This is a genomic window from Niveispirillum sp. FG156 (assembly GCF_057809555.1).
Map to the genome: position 1 here is coordinate 71,580 of NZ_JBMDKE010000012.1, position 19,140 is coordinate 90,719.

The window sequence follows — 19,140 nt, forward strand, 5'->3', positions numbered from 1 at the left end:
TTGGGCCCCTCCCTCTCCCGCAAGCGGGCGAGGGGCGAAATCAGGGGCAATGCCCTTTTCCACCCCTCGCCCAAGAAGGTGGGAGAGGGAGGGGCCCATTGGTGTCAACCGATGGGAGGGTGAGGGAACGACGCCTCCCGCCTTACGCCTTTGCCAGCACCAGCGACACCGACGTGCCCGACAGATCGACCGACACCGCCCCCTCGGGCAGCGTTGCCGGGTTCACTGTCAGCGACAAAGCCAGCGTCTCACGCTTGATCGTCTCGGCATGGGTGGTCAGGGCACCGGCGATGGCGTCCGGCACCTGTGCGGTGATGGTGATGCGGTCGGTGACCTGGAAGCCGCTATCCTTACGCGTGGACTGCACCGCGCGCACGAAGTCGCGGGCCCAGCCCTCGGCCTCAAGTTCTGCATCGACGGTCACGTCCAGCATGACCACGCCCTTGCCGCCGGCAAAGCGCGAGGCGTGCGTGCCTTCCTTGGCCTGGATGCGGATGTCGAAATCGCCGGCTTCCAGCACCACACCGGCCAACTCTACGGTGCCGTCGCCCTTGTCGGTCCAGTTGCCCTGCTTGGATGCAGCCATCACCTCCTTCATCTTCGGCCCGACCTTGGGACCGACGATGGCGGCGTTCACGGCCAGCTGACGGGTGCCGACCAGGGCGATGTCGGACGACACCACTACCTGCTTCACATTCACCTCATCCGCGACCAGCGCGCCCAGCACGGTATCGAACTGGTCCTTCAACCGGTCGGCATCGGGATGGACGATGGTGAGCGTGCGCAGCGGCAGGCGGATGCGCAGCTTCTTGGCTTCGCGCAGCGACATGGCCGATGCACAGATTTCCCGGACAAGATCGATCTGGCTGGTCAGCTCATGATCGGACGGCAGGTGCGACACGTCCGGCCAGTCGGCCAGATGCACCGATGCTTCACCGGTCAATGCTGTATAAATCCGCTCCGTCACATGCGGCAGCAGCGGGGCCAGCGCCTTGGTCGCCGTGACCAGACAGGTGTACAGCGTGTCATAGGCATCGCGCTTGTCCTGACCATCGCCCTCCCCGGCTTCCCGCCAGAACCGCGACCGGGAACGGCGGATGAACCAGTTGTTCAGCGCGTCGTAATAGCCGGTGATGATGGCATAGGCACCGGGCAGGTCGTAGCTGTCCAGGCGGCCTTCGATGCCTTCCACCAGCTCGCGCGTCTTGGCCAGGATATAGCGGTCCAGCAGACCCTTCTGATCGGCGCGGATCGTGCCCTTCACCTGATCGATGTTCGCATAGAGCGTGAAGAAGCTGTAGGCATTCCACAGCGGCAGCACGCCCTGACGCAGGGATTGCGCGATGCCGCGCGCATCCTTGGGCATGGCCAGATCGCCGCCCACCATCAGGGGGCTGGACACCAGATACCAGCGCAGCGCGTCGGCACCCTGGTTGTTCAGCACCTCCACCGGGTCGGGATAGTTGCGCAGACGCTTGGACAGCTTCTGCTTATCCTCATCCAGCACAACGCCGTGGCAGATGACATTCTTGAACGGCGCGCAATCGAACAGGGCCGTGGACAGCACCATCAGCGTGTAGAACCAGCCACGGGTCTGGGCCACATATTCGACGATGAAATCGGCGGGGAAGGCGGCTTCGAACCGTTCCTTGTTCTCGAACGGGTAATGCTGCTGCGCGAACGGCATGGAACCCGATTCGAACCAGCAATCCAGCACGTCTTCCACCCGGCGCATCATCGACTGGCCGGTGGGATCGTCGGGGTTGGGGCGGACCAGATGGTCGATGGCGGGGCGGTGCAGGTCGGTGACCTTCACCCCGAAATCCCGCTCCAGCTCCGCGATGGAACCGTACACATCAATGCGCGGATAGCGCGGGTCGTCGCTGCGCCAGACCGGGATGGGCGAACCCCAGAAGCGGTTGCGGGAGATATTCCAGTCGCGCGCATTGGCCAGCCAGTTGCCGAAGGAGCCATCCTTCACATGGCCGGGCACCCAGTTGATCTGCTGCTGGTTCAGCTCGACCATCCGGTCCTTGAACCGGGACACTTCCACATACCAGCTGTTGACCGCCTTGTAGATCAGCGGCTGATCGGTGCGCCAGCAATGCGGGTAATTATGAAGGTAGGTCTCGTGCCGCAGCACGACGCCACGCGCCTTCAAATCCTGGATGATGGGCTTGTTGGCCTCGATCACGTTCAGGCCGACATAGTCGGACACCTCCGCGGTAAAATTGCCGGCCACGTCCACCGGCACCTTCACCGGCAGGCCATTGGCCTTGCAGACGGCCAAATCGTCCTCACCAAAGCCGGGCGCCATGTGGACGATGCCCACACCGTCGCCGGTGGTGACGAAGTCCGCCATCAAGATCTGGTGCGCCTTTTCCAGCCCCTTGAAATAGGGGAAGATCGGCTCGTACGTACGGCCACGCAAATCCTCGGCAGACAGCGTGCTTTCCTGCTCGTAGCCTTCCAGTTCCTTGGCGTATTTGGCAATCGCGCTGCTAGCCAGGATCAGGCGGTCATCGCCCTTGCGCATGACCGCGTATTCGATCTCCGGCCCGATGGCCAGCGCCAGGTTGGACGGCAGGGTCCAGGGCGTGGTCGTCCAGGCCAGGATATCCAGCGGACCGGCATCACCGTCGCGCGCATCCAGGCGGAAGCGCACGGTCAGGGCCGGGTCCTGCCGTTCACGATACGAGTTATCCAGGCGCGTCTCAAAGTTGGACAGCGGCGATTCCACGGCCCAGCTATAGGGCACGACGCGGTAGCCCTCATAGACCAGCCCCTTGTCCCAGAGCTGCTTGAAGGCCCACATCACGCTTTCCATGAACGTGATGTCCATGGTCTTGTAATCATTCTGGAAATCGACCCAACGGCCCTGGCGCGTGACATAATATTCCCATTCCTGGGTGAAGCGCAGCACCGAGACCTGGCAGTGGGCGTTGAACTTGTCGATCCCGTATTTCAGGATGTCGTGACGGCCTGAAACGCCCAGTTCCTTTTCCGACTGCAATTCGGCGGGCAGGCCGTGGCAGTCCCAGCCGAAGCGGCGCTCGACCTTGCGGCCCTTCATGGTCTGGTAACGCGGCACCAGATCCTTCACGAAGCCCGTGACCAGATGGCCATAATGCGGCAGGCCGTTGGCGAACGGCGGGCCGTCATAGAAAACGAACTCGTTATGCTTGCCGTCCTTTTCCAGCGGGCGGAAATCCACCGACTGCTGGAAAACCGCGTTCTCCTTCCAAATCCGCTGCACCTCTTCCTCAATCCGGGGAAAGTCCGGGTTGGGTTCGGCGGCGGGATAGGGCTGGAAGGTCTCATTGGACGCGGTCATGGGACACCATCTCGTTGGCAATGCCCGCACGGGGCGCGGATCGGCATCCGCGCCTGTGGGAAACTCTCATGTAACCATCGGGGCGGGCGCTGTCCAGAACGGGCGGGCGCAAGGCACGCCTGCCCCTTTCCCATAAGGCCGCTTGATCAGGTGCCATCTTCATCTTATTAGTATTACTAATTACCCGGCAGGATAGCCGGAAAACGATAGCGGGGAGGCGGCAATGGGCTTGGGTGAATGGGGTCAGGGGAACCGGGAGATGGCGCCTGTGTCGCGTCGGCAGCTTCTGGCCGGTGCGGGGAGCGCCGCTCTGCTGCCCCTGTTGAACCCGGCGGAGGCGGCGGGCGCCCCCATCGACTTGGCTCAGGGCGCCATGCCCAGCAGCAACCGTCTGTCGGAAGTCTCCGACCTGGAGGCCCTGTTGCGCCCCAGCGTGCCGGCGGGGGCAAAGGATGGGGCCAGCGGCATGTGGGAGGTCTGGGAGGCCGGGTCGGAGCCGCATTGGATCGACCTGACCTGGGCGGAACCGGTCACCACGGACCGGGTGGAGATTTACTGGGGCGGGAATACGCCGCCACGCACCGCCCGGCTGCTCTATTGGGACAAGGACCGGTTCGTACCGGTGGCGGCAACGGCTGCCTTGGGCCGGGAGCCGGACCGGTTCAACAGCCACAGTTTCACGCCCGTGCGCACCGGCCGTCTGCGTCTGGAGATTGAGGGGGAGACACGCAAGGCCGTGGGCGTCCGGCGCTGGCGCGTGCTCAATGCCGGACCAGTGCCCAGCCTGCCGCCGGTGGTGGAGGCGGGGATCGACCGGACGGTCGTGATGGGCGGGGCGACATATCTGGCGGCCCGCGCCGGCTGGCTGCGCCGGGGGCCGGGCGATGATCTGCGCTGGAGCAAACTCAGCGGGCCGGGTGAGGTTAGTTTTGCTGATCCTACGGCAGCGGAGACCACGGCCCATTTTTCAGAGATCGGTGACTATACGCTGCGCCTGACCGGCAGTGCCGCCGGGCGCGAGGCATCGGATGAATTGCGTGTCCGGGTCGTGGCGCCGCCACCGGCCAAACGGCTGGATGTCGTCTATACAACGCCCTATGCCCTGACCAGCCCGTTCTGGCGGGCGCGGGCCCGTTCCCTGATCGTCAACTGGATCCCGCATTGCATCGCCTACTGCGAACGCACCGACCTGCCCACCGGCCAGGGCGGCATCGACAATTTCGTGGAAGCGGCCAAGGCCCTGCGGGGGGAGCCACACGGTCCCCATCTGGGCTATGTCTTCTCCAACGCCTGGGTTCACCAGACGGTGGAATCCATCTGCCTGGCCCTGATGGTCGATCCGCAGGGCGATGAGGGCATGCTGGCGGCACAGGCGCAGATGCGCGCCACCCTGGAACGCTGGATCCCCATCATCCTGGCGGCCCAGGAACCGGACGGGTATTTGCAGACGGCCTACACCCTGGCCGACCGTGCCAAGTGGGCCGAACGCTGGTCACCGCGCAACCGGGGCGACCATGAGGGCTATGTTGCCGGTTACTTCATCGAATCGGCTATCAACCATTACACCCTGACCGGCGGGCGCGACCGCCGCCTTTATGATGCGGCCAAGAAACTGTCGGATTGCTGGGTCACCAATATCGGGCCGCACAAGAAGCCCTGGTATGACGGGCACCAGCAGATGGAACAGGCGCTGGTCCGCTTCGGTCGCTTCGTCAATGATGTGGAGGGTGGGGGACGCGGCGATGCCTATGTGGCGCTGGCCCGCTTCCTGACCGATCAGCGCCGGGGCGGCGCCCGCTATGACCAGAGCCACCTGCCCGCCGTGAAACAGTATGAGGCCGTGGGCCATGCCGTCCGCGCCGTCTATTTCTATTCCGGGATGGCCGATATCGCGGCGGAAACGGGCGACGTGGATTACCAGAGCGCGGTCGCCTCACTCTGGGACAATATGGTCAACCGCAAATATTACGTCACGGGCGGGGTCGGCAGCGGCGATGCGGCGGAAGGGTTCGGGGCCGAATACGGCATGCGCCACGATGCCTATTGCGAAAGCTGTTCGTCCTGCGGGCTGATCTTCTTCCAGTACAAGATGAACCTTGCCTATCACGATGCCCGCTACGCCGATCTCTATGAGGAGACGATGTATAATGCCCTGCTGGGCGGCGTGGATCTGGAGGGGAAAAGCTTCTGCTATACCAACCCGCTGGCAGGTACGGAGCGGGCGAAATGGCATGTCTGCCCCTGCTGTGTGGGCAATATTCCCCGCACCCTGCTGATGATGCCTACCTGGGCCTATGCGAAGCAGGCGGACGCGCTGTACGTCAACCTGTTCGTGGGTAGCCGGATCAATGTGGGCAAGGTGGCTGGCACCGAGGTGGAGATGGTGCAGGAGACGGATTATCCCTGGGCCGGGGCGGTGGCTGTCACTGTCAATCCCGCCCGCAAGGCCCGCTTTGCCCTACATGTCCGCGTACCTGACCGGGCGACCAGTACACTTTACAGCGCCAGCCCCGCGATCAGCGGCCTGTCGGCGCTGACCGTCAATGGCAAGCCGGTGACGCCCCTCATCCGCAATGGCTATGCCGTGATTGAGCGGGAATGGAAGCGCGGGGACAAGGTGACGTTCGAGCTTCCCCTGGCGGTGCAACGGGTGACGGCGCGGGCGGAGGTGGAGGCGACGCGGGGGCAGGTGGCCCTGCGCTATGGCCCCCTGGTCTATTCCGTCGAAACCGCCGATCAGCCCACCATCGCCGGCCCCATCGGCAGTGGGCCGCTGTCGGCGGTGTGGCGGGGTGATCTGCTGGGGGGTGTCATGGCCATCGAGGGGGCGTGGCGTGACGGCAATACCCTGCGCGCCGTGCCCTATTATGCCCGCATGAACCGCACGGGTGAACCGGTGAAGGAGTTCCCCACCGCCGATGGCGGCATGCCAGAGGTGGAAGAGGCCGAGCGCAAGGCCCGGGAGCAGGCGTCAAAGGTCTGGATCGGGGTGTAGGGGGCAGGGGCTTACCGCCCCATCCCCTTCGCTGACAATGCATCCAGATAGGCTTGCCACAGGACGTCCTGTTCCCGGCCCAGGCGGTGCAACAGGGTCCAGCTATAGATGCCGCTGTCATGGCCATCGTCAAAGGTCAGGCGGACGGCGTAATTGCCCACGGGATCGACGCGGGTGATGGCGACATGGCGTTTGCCGGTCACCAGCTGTTTCTGTGCCGGCGTATGGCCCTGCACCTCCGCCGACGGGCTTTCCACGCGCAGGAATTCGGCGGGAAGGTCGAAACGGCTGCCATCATCGAAACTGACGGACAGGACCCGTTCCGCGCGGTTCAGGCGCAGTTCGGTGGGCCAGTGGCTGCTGCCGCCGGCCTCGCTGGCGAAACGTTCCTCGCTCATTCAGGCGGCATCGTCCAGGCGCCGCGCCTCATCCACCAGCATGATGGGAATGCCGTCACGGATGGGATAGGCCAGCTTGGCCTGATCAGAGATCAGTTCCTGGGCGGCGGCGTCATAGCGCAGGGGCGCCTTGGTCAGCGGGCAGACCAGGATCTCCAGCAGGCGCGGATCGACGCGGGCGCTGTCGGTCTGAGTGGGGGCGTCGGTCATCGCGGGTACTCCGGGTTTGAGGCAAGCCTCAACGTCAAAAAGATTAGTGGCGGGCGCCGCCACCTTCATTGTCGCCGTCCTGATGGACGGCCATTTCCACCAGCGCCAGCAACAGCTTGGCACGGGCATTCAGGTCCGGGCTTTCCAGCAGGGCCTGCTTTTCCGGCGCATCGAAGGGGCAGATCATGGCCAGCGAGGTGATCAGCCGGTCCAGCGGCGCCTGGGCAATGCTGTCCCAATTGGCGCTGATCCCCTGCTGCTTGAAATAGGCGCGCAGCGTGCCGTCCAGGCTGGCGCGGTCCAGATCGCAAGGGGCATCCTCGTCCAGGTCAGCCGCGAAGGTCGACCAATCGGCGATGATGCGGCGATATCCGCGCGTGGTCGGCACCTCGCCCGCGATACGGAACCGGCTGATCCCCGTCAGGGTGATCAGGAAGCGGCCATCGTCGGTCTCGCTGAAACTGGTGATGCGCCCGACGCAGCCGATATCGTAAAGGGGCGGGTGGTTGCCCATCCCGCCATCACGCGGCTGGATCATGCCGATCAGCCGGTTCGATGCCAGCGCGTCCTGCACCATGTTCAGATAGCGCGGCTCAAAGATATTGAGCGGCAGCTTGCCACGCGGCAGCAGAAGCACCCCCGTCAACGGAAAGACGGGGATGGTGTCCGGCAACTGATCATGGGGCAGGTCGAACGGGTTCTGGCTCATGCGAACAGCAGAGATGACAGTTTACGGCGGGCCTGGATGACCAGCTTGTCCATGGGACCCAGCACCTCGAACATCTTCAGAAGCTGGGCGCGGGCGGCCTTCTCATTCCATTCCCGGTCGCGCTTCACGATCTCCAGCAGGGCTTCCAGCGCCTCCTCGTTGCGGCCAGCGGCGAAGAGCGCCACCGCGTAATCGTAACGCGCCTGATGGTTGTCCGGGTCGGCGGTGACGGCAGCCTTCAGATCGTCCAGAGGGCCGGCATTGGCGGCCTGTTCGGACAGCTCGATCTGCGACTTCACGGCGGCCAGTTCGGCGGACTTGGCGATGGCGGCGGGCGCGTCGGCGACCATGCCCTTGGCGGCATCGGTCTCGCCCAAGGCCAGCAGGCAGCGGATGATGCCGGCATAGGCGGCGGCGTTCTCCGGCTCCTCGCCCAGCACTTCCTGATAGACAGCGGCGGCACCCTGGGCGTCACCGGCATCCAGCAGGCCCTTGGCCTCTGCCAGGATGGCGGCGATGTCGATGGCCCCGGTGCCGCCCGACAGCTTCACCAGACGCTCGATGAAGGTCTTGATCTGGCTTTCCGGTAGGGCGCCCTGGAACCCGTCCACGGGACGGCCCTGGAAGAAGGCATAGACGGTGGGAATCGACTGCACCCGCAACTGGCCTGCAACAGCCGGGTTCTTGTCCGTGTCGATCTTCACCAGCTTGACCGCGCCCTTGGCGGCGGTGACGGCCTTTTCCAGGATGGGACCCAGCGTCTTGCAGGGGCCGCACCAGGTGGCCCAGAAATCGACGATGACGGGCACTTCCTGCGACGCCTCAATGACATCGGCCATGAAACCGGCGTCGCTGCCATCCTTGATCAGGTCGGTGGCGGCGGGCTTTGGCTGGGGCGAAGGCGTGGGCGAGAACATGGGCTCTTGTTCCTGGATCGGGTGATCATGGATGGCCCCGCGATGCGGGGATCGTCACCGGCTTATATAGAGCGGCCATGGCCCCGCGGCAAACCTCCCGATAGGGTGCCATGCATCAAGGATGGGGTGCTTTCGCAGAAAACCATACAGGCATGGAAAAAAAGTCCTTGCATGGCAAAGTTTGATGGCTATATTCCGCGCTCACCGCCGGGGACGACCTGGACGGACATCGGAAATGGGCGGGCGTAGCTCAGGGGTAGAGCACAACCTTGCCAAGGTTGGGGTCGAGGGTTCGAATCCCTTCGCCCGCTCCAGACAAGATATGATGATGCATCAAAGGCCGCCTCCGGGCGGCCTTTTGCATTTGGGGCGACTCGCTAATTTGGGGTGATCAGGTCGCCTATTGTCCGCATGGTTATGATCAGGCGCGTGCCCTGCGACAGGGAGGTGAAGCCATGGGCGGTATAGAAGGCGGTGGCTTTGTCATCAAGCGCATCGACCACCACCATACAAGACCCCACAGTCCCTGCTGTGACATAAGCCCTTTCCAGAGCGTCCATCAACAGGACGGAGCCCAGGCCCTTGCCCTGCTCATCATGAGAAATGGCAAGACGCCCAATCAATGTGGCCGCAACCAGCGGATAGCGGGGCAGATGCCGTAGCGCTACATCGGGTATTTCACCCCGCTGTAGGGCTGTTGCGCAAAGCGTGTAATAGCCAAGGATGCGGTTCGGTGCCGTCAAAGACGTTATCACGAAGACGGCATTGGCCCTGCGCCGGATATCCTGCCCTGCCTGCTGGTGCAGGTAGGTATCGAGCGTTACCTGTCCACAGGAAAAGCTGGCCCTGTCATGGGTTGGTTGCAGCGGCTGGATCGCGTAGCGGATAGGCCCCGCCATCAGGATTTCACCACCTCACGATGGGCCGCGAAGGCACGGCGCAGACGGTCATGAACTGGTGGCGGATTGACAAGTGTTTCAAAAAAGACATCACGGTCCGCGTCTGACAGCACCAGGGTGTCGTGCGCCGCGATGGCGCGGCGCGCGGCATCGGTCAGGGCCGAAAGGCAGAAATCGGTGAGCTTGCGCCGCTCAAGCCGCGCTGCCCGCTCAATCAACTCCTTGGTTTCCCCGTCGATGCGGAACCCCAGCCGTTCCGCCCGCTGTGCCGGTCGATTGTTTGTCTGGTGTTCCATGGTCATCTCCGTCTACTTGAACCGGACCATATAGATGTACATCCATTTGCCGTACAGTGCAAACCCAACCCCAAAAGCAAAACCCCCGCCGGGCGGACCGGCGGGGGTTTATGCTTCGTCAGAGCCGTGGCCCCGATCCAAAAGAGGATCATCCCGAAAGGGAGATCACTTCATCTTGGATTCCTTGAAGGCGACGTGCTTGCGAGCAACCGGATCATACTTGTTGAATTCCAGCTTCTCGGTCGTCTTACGGGGGTTCTTCTTCTTCACATAGAAGTAGCCCGTGTCCGCGGTGCTAACCAGCTTGATCAGCACGGTGTTCTGCTTAGCCATGATACCCTACCTGCGTCTGACTTGCGGCCACCGCAAGGACGCGCGGCCGATGAATATAAACCAAGTCCACCGGAGGAAGACCCCCGGCGGCACAGCGGCGGAATCTACGCATCCGCCCCCGTCTGTCAAGGACAAAGACCTTACCTCTCCGCAACGTTGATGTGCCGTGATGCGAGGGCTTGGCGGTAAAGCCCCACATCCTCCACCAGGGCGCGGGCCAGCGATACCGTCACGGCGGCGGATGCCACGCTGTCGGCGGGCTTGGCCGGACAGGTGGCGCGCAGTTGCGCCAGCGCCTCGGCATCGTCGGGGGCCGCCAGCCTTTGCCGCGACCTTGTGGCCTGTTCGCCCCGGTCGCCCTGCGCGGCGGCGGCCAGCAGCGACTGCACATTCACGCCCGCCTGCGAGGTGCAAAGGCTGGGCAGCACGCCCTGGCCGTCAAAGCTGTACCCGCTGGGCGCGTAAATCCGGCTCCAGGTGATGAACAGTTCCCCGCCATTGGGCAGTTGCGTCACATGCTGCACGCTGCCCTTGCCATAGGAGGATGAGCCGACGATCAGGGCGCGGCCCGCATCCTGAAGCGCTGCCGCCACAATCTCTGCCGATGACGCCGTCTGCCCGTCGATCAGCACGACCAGCGGCAGATCGGGGAACAGGGTGGTCGGCTTCTGCGCCTCAAACCACTGGATGGAGCTGGGATTGCGGCCACGCGTGGTGATGATTCGGCCCTGTGGCACGAACAGGTTGACCACGCCCACCGCCTGCACCATCACCCCGCCGGGATTGCCGCGCAAATCCATGACAACGCCGCGCACCGGCCCCCGGTCCAGATAGCGCTGGATGGCCTGACGCACATTATCCTGGGTGGCATTGTTGAACCGCTCGACCCGCACGGTCACGACGCCATCATTGAGGACGGCCTGAACCGTATTGGGCACCAGATGCCGGCGGCGGATGGTGACATTGCGCGGGCGCTGTTCGCTGGGGCCCAGCTTCATCTCCACCCAGCTGCCCTCCGGCCCCTGGATCAGGGCTGACAGCCTTTCATACGGCAGGCCAAGGGTGCGGGTGCCCGCCACCTCGAATATCCGGTCGCCGACCTTCACCCCGGCTGCCGCTGCCGGCCCGTCGGGCACCATATCGGAAATCTCGTAAAAGCCATCGACATTGCGGATGCCGACGCCAATCCCGTCATACCCCTCGCGCTGGGTGCGCTCCCCCTGCGCCCGGTTGGGCTCGGCATAGCGGGAATAGGGGTCGAGATCGGTCATCATGCCGTCGAACATGTCGCGCCAGACCTGCTCCCGGTCCTTGGCGGCGATGGCGGGAGAGGCCGCGGCGATGGCGCGCAGCATCTCTGCCGTCGCGTTGGCCCAGCGTTCGGGGATCATGTCACTCGGCAGCACCACGCGCGCCAGTTCCACGCCCTCGCGCGTCAGCAGCAGGTGCCCCGGCATCGACACGACGCCCAGCGTGCGGTCCGATGCCGCCACCCGGCGCAGCCCATCGCCCAGCAGGGCCGGCATGTTGGGCTGTTTCAGGGCATTGTCGATGATGGGGCGGAAGGCGACAGAGAAAAGCTGTTCGGCGGTCAGGTTGGCGGCGGCGGGCAATATCTGCTGTTCGGCCCGTGCGGTGACGGCACCGCCCAAAAGACCCAGGACCAGCAGCATCGAGCCAAGCCGTGATGCCATGCGCGTTTCCCCCGTCGGGCATCGTCTCAATGGCGATGCTTCCCTATGGACAGAGTGCCGCAGCCAGGGGGGACCGTAAAGCCCGCGCATATCCCAAAAGGCTAGTTCCGCCCTGGAATCCGGGGTGTCAGCCCCATAACCACGCCTCACAGCTGTTTACAGCGCCCGCTTCCCGGCGCATGGGTTGTATCGACCTGAAATGCAATGGCTGGGTGGGACGATGGCTGACGAACCGGTGAAGGGACCCGCATCCTATTTTCCGTCGATTGAGAAGAAATATGGCCGCCCCATCGCGGACTGGCTGGATCTGGTCAAACAGCGCCTGCCCGCCAAACATATGGAACTGGTCGCCCTGCTGAAGACGGAGCATGGCATGGGCCATGGTCATGCCAACGCCATCGTCGCCTATGCGCTGGCCGTCCCGCCTGTCCAAAAGGAATGAATCCGGGGGGCAACAGGCGGAATTTTTCGGACTGCCATCACCAGGGCGCATTTGACAGGCAGGCTGGAAAGGCGTGAATAAGCCCAAACTTGGTAGGGCGCCTGTGCCATGTCCCCCAGATATTGGTTAATTCCGCTGTTGGCGGTGCCGTTGGCCGCACTGGTGGCCCTGGGCCGGGCACCGGCGGGTGTGGATGCGTCCGCGCGCTATCTGCGCATCGCGGCTGATCCGTCGGGGGAACGCGGGTTCGATGTCGGCTCCGCCCTGGCCTCCATCCTGTCGCGCCCGCCGGGCATGCCGGCCTGCAAGGATGACGGCCGCGCCTGTGGCGTGCAGGGGCTGGTGGCCCTGACGCAGAGCCTGCCCGACCGCCGTGACATTGTGGAGGCGGTGGCATCGGGCGCCGTTGAAACGGGCTTGGCGCCCGCCGACCGCATCTATGCCGCCCGCTGCTTCCCCGTTCCCGGCACCAAGCCGGCGGAACTGACCATCCTGGGCGAGATCTATAACGAATCGCTGCATGTGCTGGTCCGCGCCGAAACCGGCCTGATCGATATTGCACAGCTGAAGGGCAGGCGCGTCGCCATCGGCGTGGCGGGCAGCGATGAACGCCGTCTGGCCGAACGCATCCTGTCTGCCTATGGCATGCGCCGGCAACAGGTGCGGGCGGTGGAGGTCGGTGGCGAACAGGCGGCCCTGGCCCTGGCCGATGGGCGTGTCGATGCGCTGTTCCGAATCGCCGCTGCACCCGACCCGGTGGTGGCCATGGCCGTGACGGCGGGGGCGCGGCTGCTGCCCGTCGCGGGTGATCCGGCGGGCCGCCTGTCGGGCCTGCATCCGTTCGGTGCGCCCGGTGCCATTGCCGCCGGCACCTATGGCCCCGGTCAGGGCGAGGTGGCGACCATGATGCAGCCCGTGGCCTGGATCGCCGGCCCGTCCCTGGACCCCAAGCTGGCGGCACAGTTGACGGCGGCACTGGCCAGCCGCGCGAATCGGGAGGCGCTGCACCGGCAAGACCCGGATATGGTGCTGCTGCGCCCTGCGGCATTTCGCATGTCGGCCCCCCTGCACCCGGCGGCGGGAACACGCTATGGTGTGGATCCCATTGCCATGGCCTGCCCCGGCCAAAAGCCCCGGTGAGTATCCCAACCCATGTTCCTGCCGCAGGAGATCATCCGCCGCAAACGTGACGGGCACGCCCTGTCGGCGGACGATATTGCCGCCTTCATTGCGGGCCTGACCGACGGATCGGTGTCGGAAGGCCAGGCGGCGGCCTTTGCCATGGCCGTCTGGTTCCAGGGCATGGATACCGGCGAACGCGTGGCCCTGCTGCGGGCCATGACCGGTTCGGGCACCATCATCGACTGGTCGCGCGAAGGGCTGGGCGGCCCCGTTCTGGATAAACATTCTACGGGCGGGGTGGGGGACAAGGTCAGCCTGCTGCTGGCCCCCATCATCGCGGCCTGCGGCGGCTATGTGCCCATGATCTCCGGTCGGGGGCTGGGCCATACGGGCGGCACCCTGGACAAGATGGAAGCCATCCAAGGCTATGATGCGCAACCGGACCTGCACCGGCTGAAAACCGTCGTGCGGCGGGTCGGCTGTGCCATTGTCGGGGCCACGGATGAAATCGCCCCTGCCGACCGCCGGCTTTATGCGATTCGTGATGTCACCGCGACCGTGGAAAGCATCCATCTGATCACCGCCTCCATCCTGTCCAAGAAGCTGGCCGCCGGCCTGAATGCCCTGGTCCTGGATGTGAAGTTCGGATCGGGTGCCTTCATGGAAAGCCGGGAGGATGCCGCCGGACTGGCGGAAATGCTGGTTCGCACCGCCGGCGATGCCGGCCTGCCCACCCGTGCCCTGCTGACCGATATGGGGCAGGTGCTGGGGCACAGCGCCGGCAATGCCCTGGAACTGCGCGAGTGCCTGTCAATCCTGGCCGGTGGGGCGGCGGAAACGCGGCTGTGGCGGGTGACGCGGGCCTTGTGCGTGGAACTGCTGATCCTGTCGGGCTTGGCCAATGATGCCGCGAGCGCCGGAAAGCTGGTGGATCAGGCCATTGCCACGGGTGCTGCGGCAGACCGGTTTGCCCGCATGGTGGCGGTGCTGGGCGGGCCGCCCGACCTGATCGAACGGCCCGACCGGCATCTGGCCTCTGCGCCCGTCATCGTACCGGTCTTCGCCGACCGGCCCGGCATTGTCACGGGACAGGATGTGCGGGCGCTGGGCCTGGCCGTCGTGGCGTTGGGCGGTGGGCGTGCGCGGCCCCAGGATACGGTTGATCCGCGTGTCGGGCTGGATCAGGTGGCGCACATCGGGGCGACGGTGGGGCCGGATCAGCCGCTCTGCTTCGTGCATGCGGCGGACAGGGCTGCGGCGGATGCGGTGGTATGCAGCGTCAGGAACGCTTATGTGATTGGCGAAACCGCCGACGCGGCCGCCGATCCGGTGGCCGGAATGATCGACGGGTCCTGAGGATCGTGCCAGACCGACCGGAGCAGCCCCCTATGATCAAGATTGTCCGCGCCAAGTTCCACGGCATCCGCGTCACCGGTGCCGATCTGGACTATCACGGTTCCATCACCCTGGACCCGGAACAATGCGCGCTGGCCGGCATCTATCCGCTGGAATTCGTGGAGATCTGGAACAAGAGCAGCGGGGCGCGGATTTCCACCTATGTGATCTTTGGCGAGCCGGGGTCCAAGGCCTGCATCCTGAACGGTGCCGCCGCCCGCACCTGCCAGAAGGGGGATGAAGTGATCATCGCCGCATCCGCCAGCATCACCCCGGACCAGCTTTATGCGATCAAGCCCAAGGTTTTGACCTTCAAGCCCGACAATTCAGTGGACCGCGTCCTGGAATATGATGTGTTCAAGGGGCCGGAGCGGGAGTTTGATTTCCGCACGCTGGACATTACCGATGGGCGCGACGCGGCGGTGGAACTGTCGGTGCCGGTGAAGGTGTGATGCTTTTTTCTGTGCTGGGTTTCTCTCACCCTCCCAAGCCCTGACGGGCTTGGGCCCCTCCCTCTCCCACCTTCGTGGGCGAGGGGTGAAATTTGGCCCGCGCCAGCGTTTGGGAGGGTGAGGGAGCAAAGCCCTCAGAACGCCGCGTAAACCTCGTCCAGTTCTGTGTCGTTGAAGCTGTAGGTGGCGTTGCAGAACTCGCACGTTACGGCGACAAGACCATCCACGCGCAGTTCATCCAGGTCGCCCCGATCCAGGCTGCGCAGCACATCCGTCACCCGCTCGCGGGAGCAGCGGCAGCCGGGGCGCAGTTCCCGGCGTTCATAGATGCGCGGGCTTTCCTCGTGGAACAGGCGGTAGATCAGCTCATTTACCGTCAGGGTCGGGTCCAGAAGTTCATGCGCCGTCACCGTCTCCAGCATGACGCCGGCGCGATGCCAGTCTTCCTCGCGCACGCCGGCCTGATGCTCGCTGAAAACGCCGGCATTTTCCGGCGGCAGGGCCTGCAGCATGATGGCCCCGCCCACCCATTTGCCATCCGCATCCTTGGATATGAAGCTCTTGATGCTGGCGGCCAGCTGTTCGGACTGCCGGAAATAATGGCGCACGGCATCGGCCAGCGTGGCCCCGCGCAGTTCCACGATGCCCTGATAGCGCTCGGTATGTTCCCCCTGGTCGACCGTGAAGGCGACATAGCCGGAACCCAACATGGCGCCAAGATCGGGCTGGAAGCCCTTGTGACGGCGCTGTTCGGCCAGACGGTCGGCGTCGAAGCGGGCATAGCCGCGCAGATCGCCGACCGAGGTGACGTCCGACACCGTATAGGCGACAGGGCCGTCACCCTTGGTCTGAAGCGTGAAGATGCCGTCATATTTCAGGCCGGACGCCAGGGTGGCGGCCAGCAGGATGGTATCGGCCAGCAGGGGCGCCAGCTCGTCCGGGTAATCATGCCGCCGGATGATCTCGTCCAGGGCCGGGCCCAGCCGGATCAGCCGCCCACGGAAGGAGCTGCTGTCCAGCTGGAACGGCTGGCAGATATCGAATTCGGCGGTTACGGCATTGGTATCGTGGCGGGGCTGGCCCGCCACGGGGGGAACGGAATTCATCGGTTCAGGCACCAGGTCAGAATGCCCTTCTGGGCGTGCATACGATTCTCTGCCTCATCCCACACAGCCGACTGCGGACCGTCGATGACGCTGGACGTCACCTCTTCCTCACGGTGTGCGGGCAGGCAATGCATGAATATGGCGTCTTTTTTCGCCAGACCCATGATCCGATCGTTTACCTGATATGGCTTCAGCAGATTGTGGCGGCGATGCGCGTCCTTATTGTGCATCGACACCCAGGTGTCGGTGACCAGGGCATCGGCACCCGCCGCGGCCTCTTCCACATCGCGATGGACGGTCACGCGGCCCTTGTTGGCCTTGATCCATTCCAAGGTCTGGTGCGAGGGCGACAGCTCCGGCGGGCAGGCGATGCGCAGTTCGAAATCGAACGCCACGGAAGCGTGGATGAAGCTTTCGCAGACATTGTTGGCATCGCCGGTCCAGCAGAAGACCGCATCCTTGATAGGGCCCTTGCGTTCCTCATAGGTCAGGATGTCGGCCATGATCTGGACCGGGTGAGAGCTGTCGGTCAGGCCGTTGATGACGGGGACGGTCGCCGCCTCCGCCATTTCCTGCAACTTCGTCTCATGGTCGGTGCGCAGCATGATGATGTCGACATAGCGCGACAGCACGCGCGCCGTGTCGCCGATGGTCTCGCCATGGCCCAGCTGAATTTCCTTGCCGGTCAGGCAGATGACTTCGCCACCCAACTGACGCATGCCCACCTCGAACGACACGCGGGTACGCGTGCTGGGCTTTTCGAAGATCAGGGCAAGCGTCTTGCCCAGCAGGGGACGCTCTGCCCCCTGACCACGCTTCATGAAGGCGGCGCGGGACAGCATCTCACGCAGCTCATCAATGGAATGGTCATGGATATCCAGAAAATGGCGGGGGGACTTCTGCATGGTCATTGCGCCAGCTCCTGGCAGGTCTTGTCGATGATCGAAACGGCTTCGGCGATTTCCGCGTCGCCAATGGTCAGGGGCGGCAGGATGCGGATGACATTCTCCGCCGCCGGAACGGTCAGCAGGCCGTTCTCTCGCAGGCGGGTCACCACCTCCCCATTCGGCTTCACGCATTTCAGGCCCAGCATCAGGCCCTTGCCACGCACCTCGGCCAGGACGGTCGGATACTTGGCGACCAGCGCCTCCAGCGCCGCCTTCAGTTTGTCGCCGGTGACGGTCACCTGCTCCAGGAAGCCGGGCGCCGTGACGACATCCAGCACGGCATTGGCGACGGCCATGGCCAGCGGGTTGCCGCCAAAGGTGGACCCGTGCGTGCCGGGCACCATGCCCTTGGCTGCCTTCTCGCTGACCAGGCAGGCGCCGACGGGGAAGCCGCCGCCGATACCCTTGGCGATGGGCATGACGTCCGGGGTGACACCGGCCCATTCATGGGCAAACATCTTGCCGGTACGGCCCACGCCCGTCTGGATCTCGTCAAACACCAGCAGCAGGCCGTATTCGTCGGCGGTATCGCGCAGGGACTTCAGATAATCGTCGCTGCCCACCACGATCCCGCCTTCACCCAGGATCGGTTCCACCACGATAGCGGCGGTTTCCGGCGTGATGGCGGCGCGCAACTCGTTCATGTTGCCGAACGGCACCTGATCGAACGCGTCCAGCAGGGGACCGAATCCGCCCACCATCTTTTCCGACTTGGCAGCCGCGATGGCCGTCGTGGACCGGCCATGGAAGGCCCCGCCCACCACGATGAAGCGGGTCTTTTCCGGGTGGCCGGTATCATGCTGATACTTGCGCACCGTCTTGACCGCGCATTCAAATGCCTCCACGCCCGAATTCGTGAAGAACATCGTGTCGGCAAAGGTCAGCTCGCACAGCCGCTTGGCCAGCTGTTCCTGGCCCGCAACCCGGAACAGGTTGGACGTGTGCCACAGCTTGCCCGCCTGCTCGGTCAGCTTTTCCACCAGATAGGGGTGCGCGTGACCAAGGGCGTTCACCGCGATGCCGGCGGTGAAATCCAGGAATCGTCGGCCTGTCGTGTCCCAGATATGGGCGCCTTCACCCCGCTCGAACACGATGTCGATGCGGGAATAGGTGGGCATCACAACAGGGATCACGGCTGCAACTCCATGGAGCCATCGTCCAAAGCGCCACGAACCCGATGTCCGGGCGCCGGAACCGGGGACTATTGGGCCCAAGGTTCCCCCTGTCAACGCACCCCCATGCATCCCTAACGTGACATGGGCAAGAAGCGTTGCGGATTTAACCCTTTCAGCTTATGAATGAAACCGAAATGACGGGCCGTTTCCTTTAGGGTCCGTTCGACGATTGCGACCGTCCCCCGGTCCCCTGGCGGAGTTGTTCAACCGATGCCCAACGATATCCTGGACCCGCGCAGTTTCCAGCGTCCCGGCCTGCATGGCATTGCCGAAGCGGCGGTTGAAAGCGGGCCCGTCACCGGGGGCATCACCACCATCTCTGCCGAGGCGCGCATCGATGGCGCCAAGATTTCCCACTGCCACACGCTGCATGTGGCGGGTCGTCTGGTCGATGTCACCCTGAACGAGATCAAGATCCTGGAAATCGCCGAGGGCGGGCATTTCGAAGGCGTGGCCAAGGTCGAACAGATGCGCGTCAATGGTCGCGCAACCGGCACCATCGAAGTGACGGGCATCCTGTCGGTGGGTGAGACGGGGCAGATCGATGGCACCATCCGCTATGGCCGCATCAACATCGCCGATGGCGGCAGCGTCACCGGTACTTTGCAGACCGGCAAAGCGCCCTAAGGACGGTATGTGTAGCGCGGATTAGCGAAAGCGTAATCCGCGGAGCAACGCCGGTGGGATTTCCGCGGATTACGGCTATCGCCTAATCC

The 19,140-nt window shown here is 64.3% G+C and carries 18 protein-coding genes and 1 tRNA gene; 7 read left to right on the forward strand and 12 right to left on the reverse strand.

Annotated features, from left to right (window positions below):
• Positions 1-142: 142 nt before the first annotated feature.
• A complete protein-coding gene (gene ileS / locus ACODSP_RS09590; protein WP_488965382.1) occupies positions 143-3,334 on the reverse strand; it encodes an isoleucine--tRNA ligase in 3,192 nt (1,063 codons plus the stop codon).
• Between the two features lie 259 nt (positions 3,335-3,593).
• Between ileS and ACODSP_RS09595 the strand changes: the two genes are divergently transcribed.
• Positions 3,594-6,329, forward strand: coding sequence for a glycoside hydrolase family 127 protein (locus ACODSP_RS09595; RefSeq protein WP_488965383.1), 2,736 nt, complete (start codon positions 3,594-3,596; stop codon positions 6,327-6,329).
• 11 nt (positions 6,330-6,340) lie between these two features.
• Here ACODSP_RS09595 and ACODSP_RS09600 read toward each other — a convergent pair whose 3' ends face one another.
• The 4 genes from ACODSP_RS09600 to trxA are packed head-to-tail and all read right to left on the reverse strand — an operon-like array spanning position 6,341 to position 8,563.
• The gene (locus ACODSP_RS09600; RefSeq protein WP_488965384.1) at positions 6,341-6,727 is read right to left on the reverse strand and encodes a gamma-butyrobetaine hydroxylase family protein; all 387 of its coding nucleotides are present in this window, start codon (positions 6,725-6,727) and stop codon (positions 6,341-6,343) included.
• Entirely contained in the window at positions 6,728-6,937 is a 210-nt protein-coding gene (locus tag ACODSP_RS09605; protein WP_054168570.1) for a Trm112 family protein, read from the reverse strand.
• A 43-nt stretch (positions 6,938-6,980) separates the two neighbouring features.
• Complete coding sequence (locus ACODSP_RS09610; RefSeq protein WP_488965385.1) at positions 6,981-7,646, reverse strand: LON peptidase substrate-binding domain-containing protein; 666 nt, start codon at positions 7,644-7,646, stop codon at positions 6,981-6,983.
• On the reverse strand, positions 7,643-8,563 hold the full coding sequence (gene trxA, locus ACODSP_RS09615) for a thioredoxin (RefSeq protein WP_488965386.1): 921 nt from the start codon (positions 8,561-8,563) through the stop codon (positions 7,643-7,645). The genes ACODSP_RS09610 and trxA overlap by 4 nt, the downstream gene beginning before the upstream one ends.
• 239 nt (positions 8,564-8,802) lie before the next feature.
• Here trxA and ACODSP_RS09620 point away from each other — a divergent pair.
• Positions 8,803-8,877 (forward strand) — tRNA-Gly (locus ACODSP_RS09620).
• 63 nt (positions 8,878-8,940) lie between these two features.
• On the opposite strand, the gene ACODSP_RS09625 is transcribed toward ACODSP_RS09620, so the two are convergent.
• The 4 genes from ACODSP_RS09625 to ACODSP_RS09640 all read right to left on the reverse strand — a co-directional run bounded on the left by ACODSP_RS09625 (position 8,941) and on the right by ACODSP_RS09640 (position 11,785).
• Positions 8,941-9,462, reverse strand: coding sequence for a GNAT family N-acetyltransferase (locus ACODSP_RS09625; RefSeq protein WP_488965387.1), 522 nt, complete (start codon positions 9,460-9,462; stop codon positions 8,941-8,943).
• Positions 9,462-9,758, reverse strand: a complete 297-nt coding sequence (locus ACODSP_RS09630; protein ID WP_488965388.1) for a type II toxin-antitoxin system TacA family antitoxin — start codon at positions 9,756-9,758, stop codon at positions 9,462-9,464. The genes ACODSP_RS09625 and ACODSP_RS09630 overlap by 1 nt, the downstream gene beginning before the upstream one ends.
• Before the next feature lie 165 nt (positions 9,759-9,923).
• The gene (rpmG, locus tag ACODSP_RS09635; RefSeq protein WP_029012212.1) at positions 9,924-10,091 is read right to left on the reverse strand and encodes a 50S ribosomal protein L33; all 168 of its coding nucleotides are present in this window, start codon (positions 10,089-10,091) and stop codon (positions 9,924-9,926) included.
• Between the two features lie 140 nt (positions 10,092-10,231).
• Entirely contained in the window at positions 10,232-11,785 is a 1,554-nt protein-coding gene (locus tag ACODSP_RS09640; protein ID WP_488965389.1) for a S41 family peptidase, read from the reverse strand.
• Positions 11,786-12,005: 220 nt separating this feature from the next.
• On the opposite strand from ACODSP_RS09640, the gene ACODSP_RS09645 reads away from it, so the two are divergent.
• The 4 genes from ACODSP_RS09645 (at position 12,006) to ACODSP_RS09660 (ending at position 15,196) form a co-directional block, all read left to right on the forward strand.
• On the forward strand, positions 12,006-12,227 hold the full coding sequence (locus ACODSP_RS09645; protein ID WP_054168623.1) for a DUF4287 domain-containing protein: 222 nt from the start codon (positions 12,006-12,008) through the stop codon (positions 12,225-12,227).
• Between the two features lie 108 nt (positions 12,228-12,335).
• A complete protein-coding gene (locus ACODSP_RS09650) occupies positions 12,336-13,367 on the forward strand; it encodes a TAXI family TRAP transporter solute-binding subunit (protein ID WP_488965390.1) in 1,032 nt (343 codons plus the stop codon).
• Between the two features lie 12 nt (positions 13,368-13,379).
• Positions 13,380-14,705, forward strand: coding sequence for a thymidine phosphorylase (gene deoA, locus ACODSP_RS09655; RefSeq protein ID WP_488965391.1), 1,326 nt, complete (start codon positions 13,380-13,382; stop codon positions 14,703-14,705).
• A 32-nt stretch (positions 14,706-14,737) separates the two neighbouring features.
• Complete coding sequence (locus ACODSP_RS09660; protein WP_488965392.1) at positions 14,738-15,196, forward strand: aspartate 1-decarboxylase; 459 nt, start codon at positions 14,738-14,740, stop codon at positions 15,194-15,196.
• A gap of 134 nt (positions 15,197-15,330) precedes the next feature.
• On the opposite strand, the gene hslO is transcribed toward ACODSP_RS09660, so the two are convergent.
• Genes hslO through ACODSP_RS09675 form a run of 3 tightly spaced genes read right to left on the reverse strand, consistent with a single transcriptional unit; the run spans position 15,331 to position 18,382 of the window.
• The gene (hslO, locus tag ACODSP_RS09665) at positions 15,331-16,302 is read right to left on the reverse strand and encodes an Hsp33 family molecular chaperone HslO (protein WP_488965393.1); all 972 of its coding nucleotides are present in this window, start codon (positions 16,300-16,302) and stop codon (positions 15,331-15,333) included.
• Positions 16,299-17,213: an ornithine carbamoyltransferase gene (gene argF / locus ACODSP_RS09670; protein ID WP_488965394.1), complete on the reverse strand. Its 915-nt coding sequence runs from the start codon at positions 17,211-17,213 to the stop codon at positions 16,299-16,301. The genes hslO and argF overlap by 4 nt, the downstream gene beginning before the upstream one ends.
• Positions 17,210-18,382 (reverse strand): aspartate aminotransferase family protein, encoded by a 1,173-nt coding sequence (locus ACODSP_RS09675; protein ID WP_488965395.1) that lies wholly within the window; start codon positions 18,380-18,382, stop codon positions 17,210-17,212. Before ACODSP_RS09675 ends, argF begins: the two co-directional genes overlap by 4 nt.
• Positions 18,383-18,634: 252 nt before the next feature.
• On the opposite strand from ACODSP_RS09675, the gene ACODSP_RS09680 reads away from it, so the two are divergent.
• Positions 18,635-19,051 carry a bactofilin family protein gene (locus ACODSP_RS09680; protein ID WP_488965396.1) on the forward strand — a complete coding sequence of 139 codons (417 nt, stop codon included), beginning with the start codon at positions 18,635-18,637 and terminating at the stop codon, positions 19,049-19,051.
• Positions 19,052-19,140 lie beyond the last annotated feature (89 nt).

Excerpts from the sequence above, each read along its gene's own strand:
- ACODSP_RS09625 (WP_488965387.1), bottom strand. The coding sequence starts at position 9,462 with ATGGCGGGGCCTATCCGCTACGCGATCCAGCCGCTGCAACCAACCCAT.
- ACODSP_RS09610 (WP_488965385.1), bottom strand. The coding sequence starts at position 7,646 with ATGAGCCAGAACCCGTTCGACCTGCCCCATGATCAGTTGCCGGACACC.
- ACODSP_RS09650 (WP_488965390.1), top strand. The coding sequence starts at position 12,336 with ATGTCCCCCAGATATTGGTTAATTCCGCTGTTGGCGGTGCCGTTGGCC.
- ACODSP_RS09660 (WP_488965392.1), top strand. The coding sequence starts at position 14,738 with ATGATCAAGATTGTCCGCGCCAAGTTCCACGGCATCCGCGTCACCGGT.
- ACODSP_RS09605 (WP_054168570.1), bottom strand. The coding sequence starts at position 6,937 with ATGACCGACGCCCCCACTCAGACCGACAGCGCCCGCGTCGATCCGCGC.
- ACODSP_RS09645 (WP_054168623.1), top strand. The coding sequence starts at position 12,006 with ATGGCTGACGAACCGGTGAAGGGACCCGCATCCTATTTTCCGTCGATT.
- hslO (WP_488965393.1), bottom strand. The coding sequence starts at position 16,302 with ATGAATTCCGTTCCCCCCGTGGCGGGCCAGCCCCGCCACGATACCAAT.
- argF (WP_488965394.1), bottom strand. The coding sequence starts at position 17,213 with ATGACCATGCAGAAGTCCCCCCGCCATTTTCTGGATATCCATGACCAT.
- deoA (WP_488965391.1), top strand. The coding sequence starts at position 13,380 with ATGTTCCTGCCGCAGGAGATCATCCGCCGCAAACGTGACGGGCACGCC.
- trxA (WP_488965386.1), bottom strand. The coding sequence starts at position 8,563 with ATGTTCTCGCCCACGCCTTCGCCCCAGCCAAAGCCCGCCGCCACCGAC.
- ACODSP_RS09640 (WP_488965389.1), bottom strand. The coding sequence starts at position 11,785 with ATGGCATCACGGCTTGGCTCGATGCTGCTGGTCCTGGGTCTTTTGGGC.
- ACODSP_RS09630 (WP_488965388.1), bottom strand. The coding sequence starts at position 9,758 with ATGGAACACCAGACAAACAATCGACCGGCACAGCGGGCGGAACGGCTG.
- rpmG (WP_029012212.1), bottom strand. The coding sequence starts at position 10,091 with ATGGCTAAGCAGAACACCGTGCTGATCAAGCTGGTTAGCACCGCGGAC.
- ileS (WP_488965382.1), bottom strand. The coding sequence starts at position 3,334 with ATGACCGCGTCCAATGAGACCTTCCAGCCCTATCCCGCCGCCGAACCC.
- ACODSP_RS09595 (WP_488965383.1), top strand. The coding sequence starts at position 3,594 with ATGGCGCCTGTGTCGCGTCGGCAGCTTCTGGCCGGTGCGGGGAGCGCC.
- ACODSP_RS09680 (WP_488965396.1), top strand. The coding sequence starts at position 18,635 with ATGCCCAACGATATCCTGGACCCGCGCAGTTTCCAGCGTCCCGGCCTG.
- ACODSP_RS09600 (WP_488965384.1), bottom strand. The coding sequence starts at position 6,727 with ATGAGCGAGGAACGTTTCGCCAGCGAGGCCGGCGGCAGCAGCCACTGG.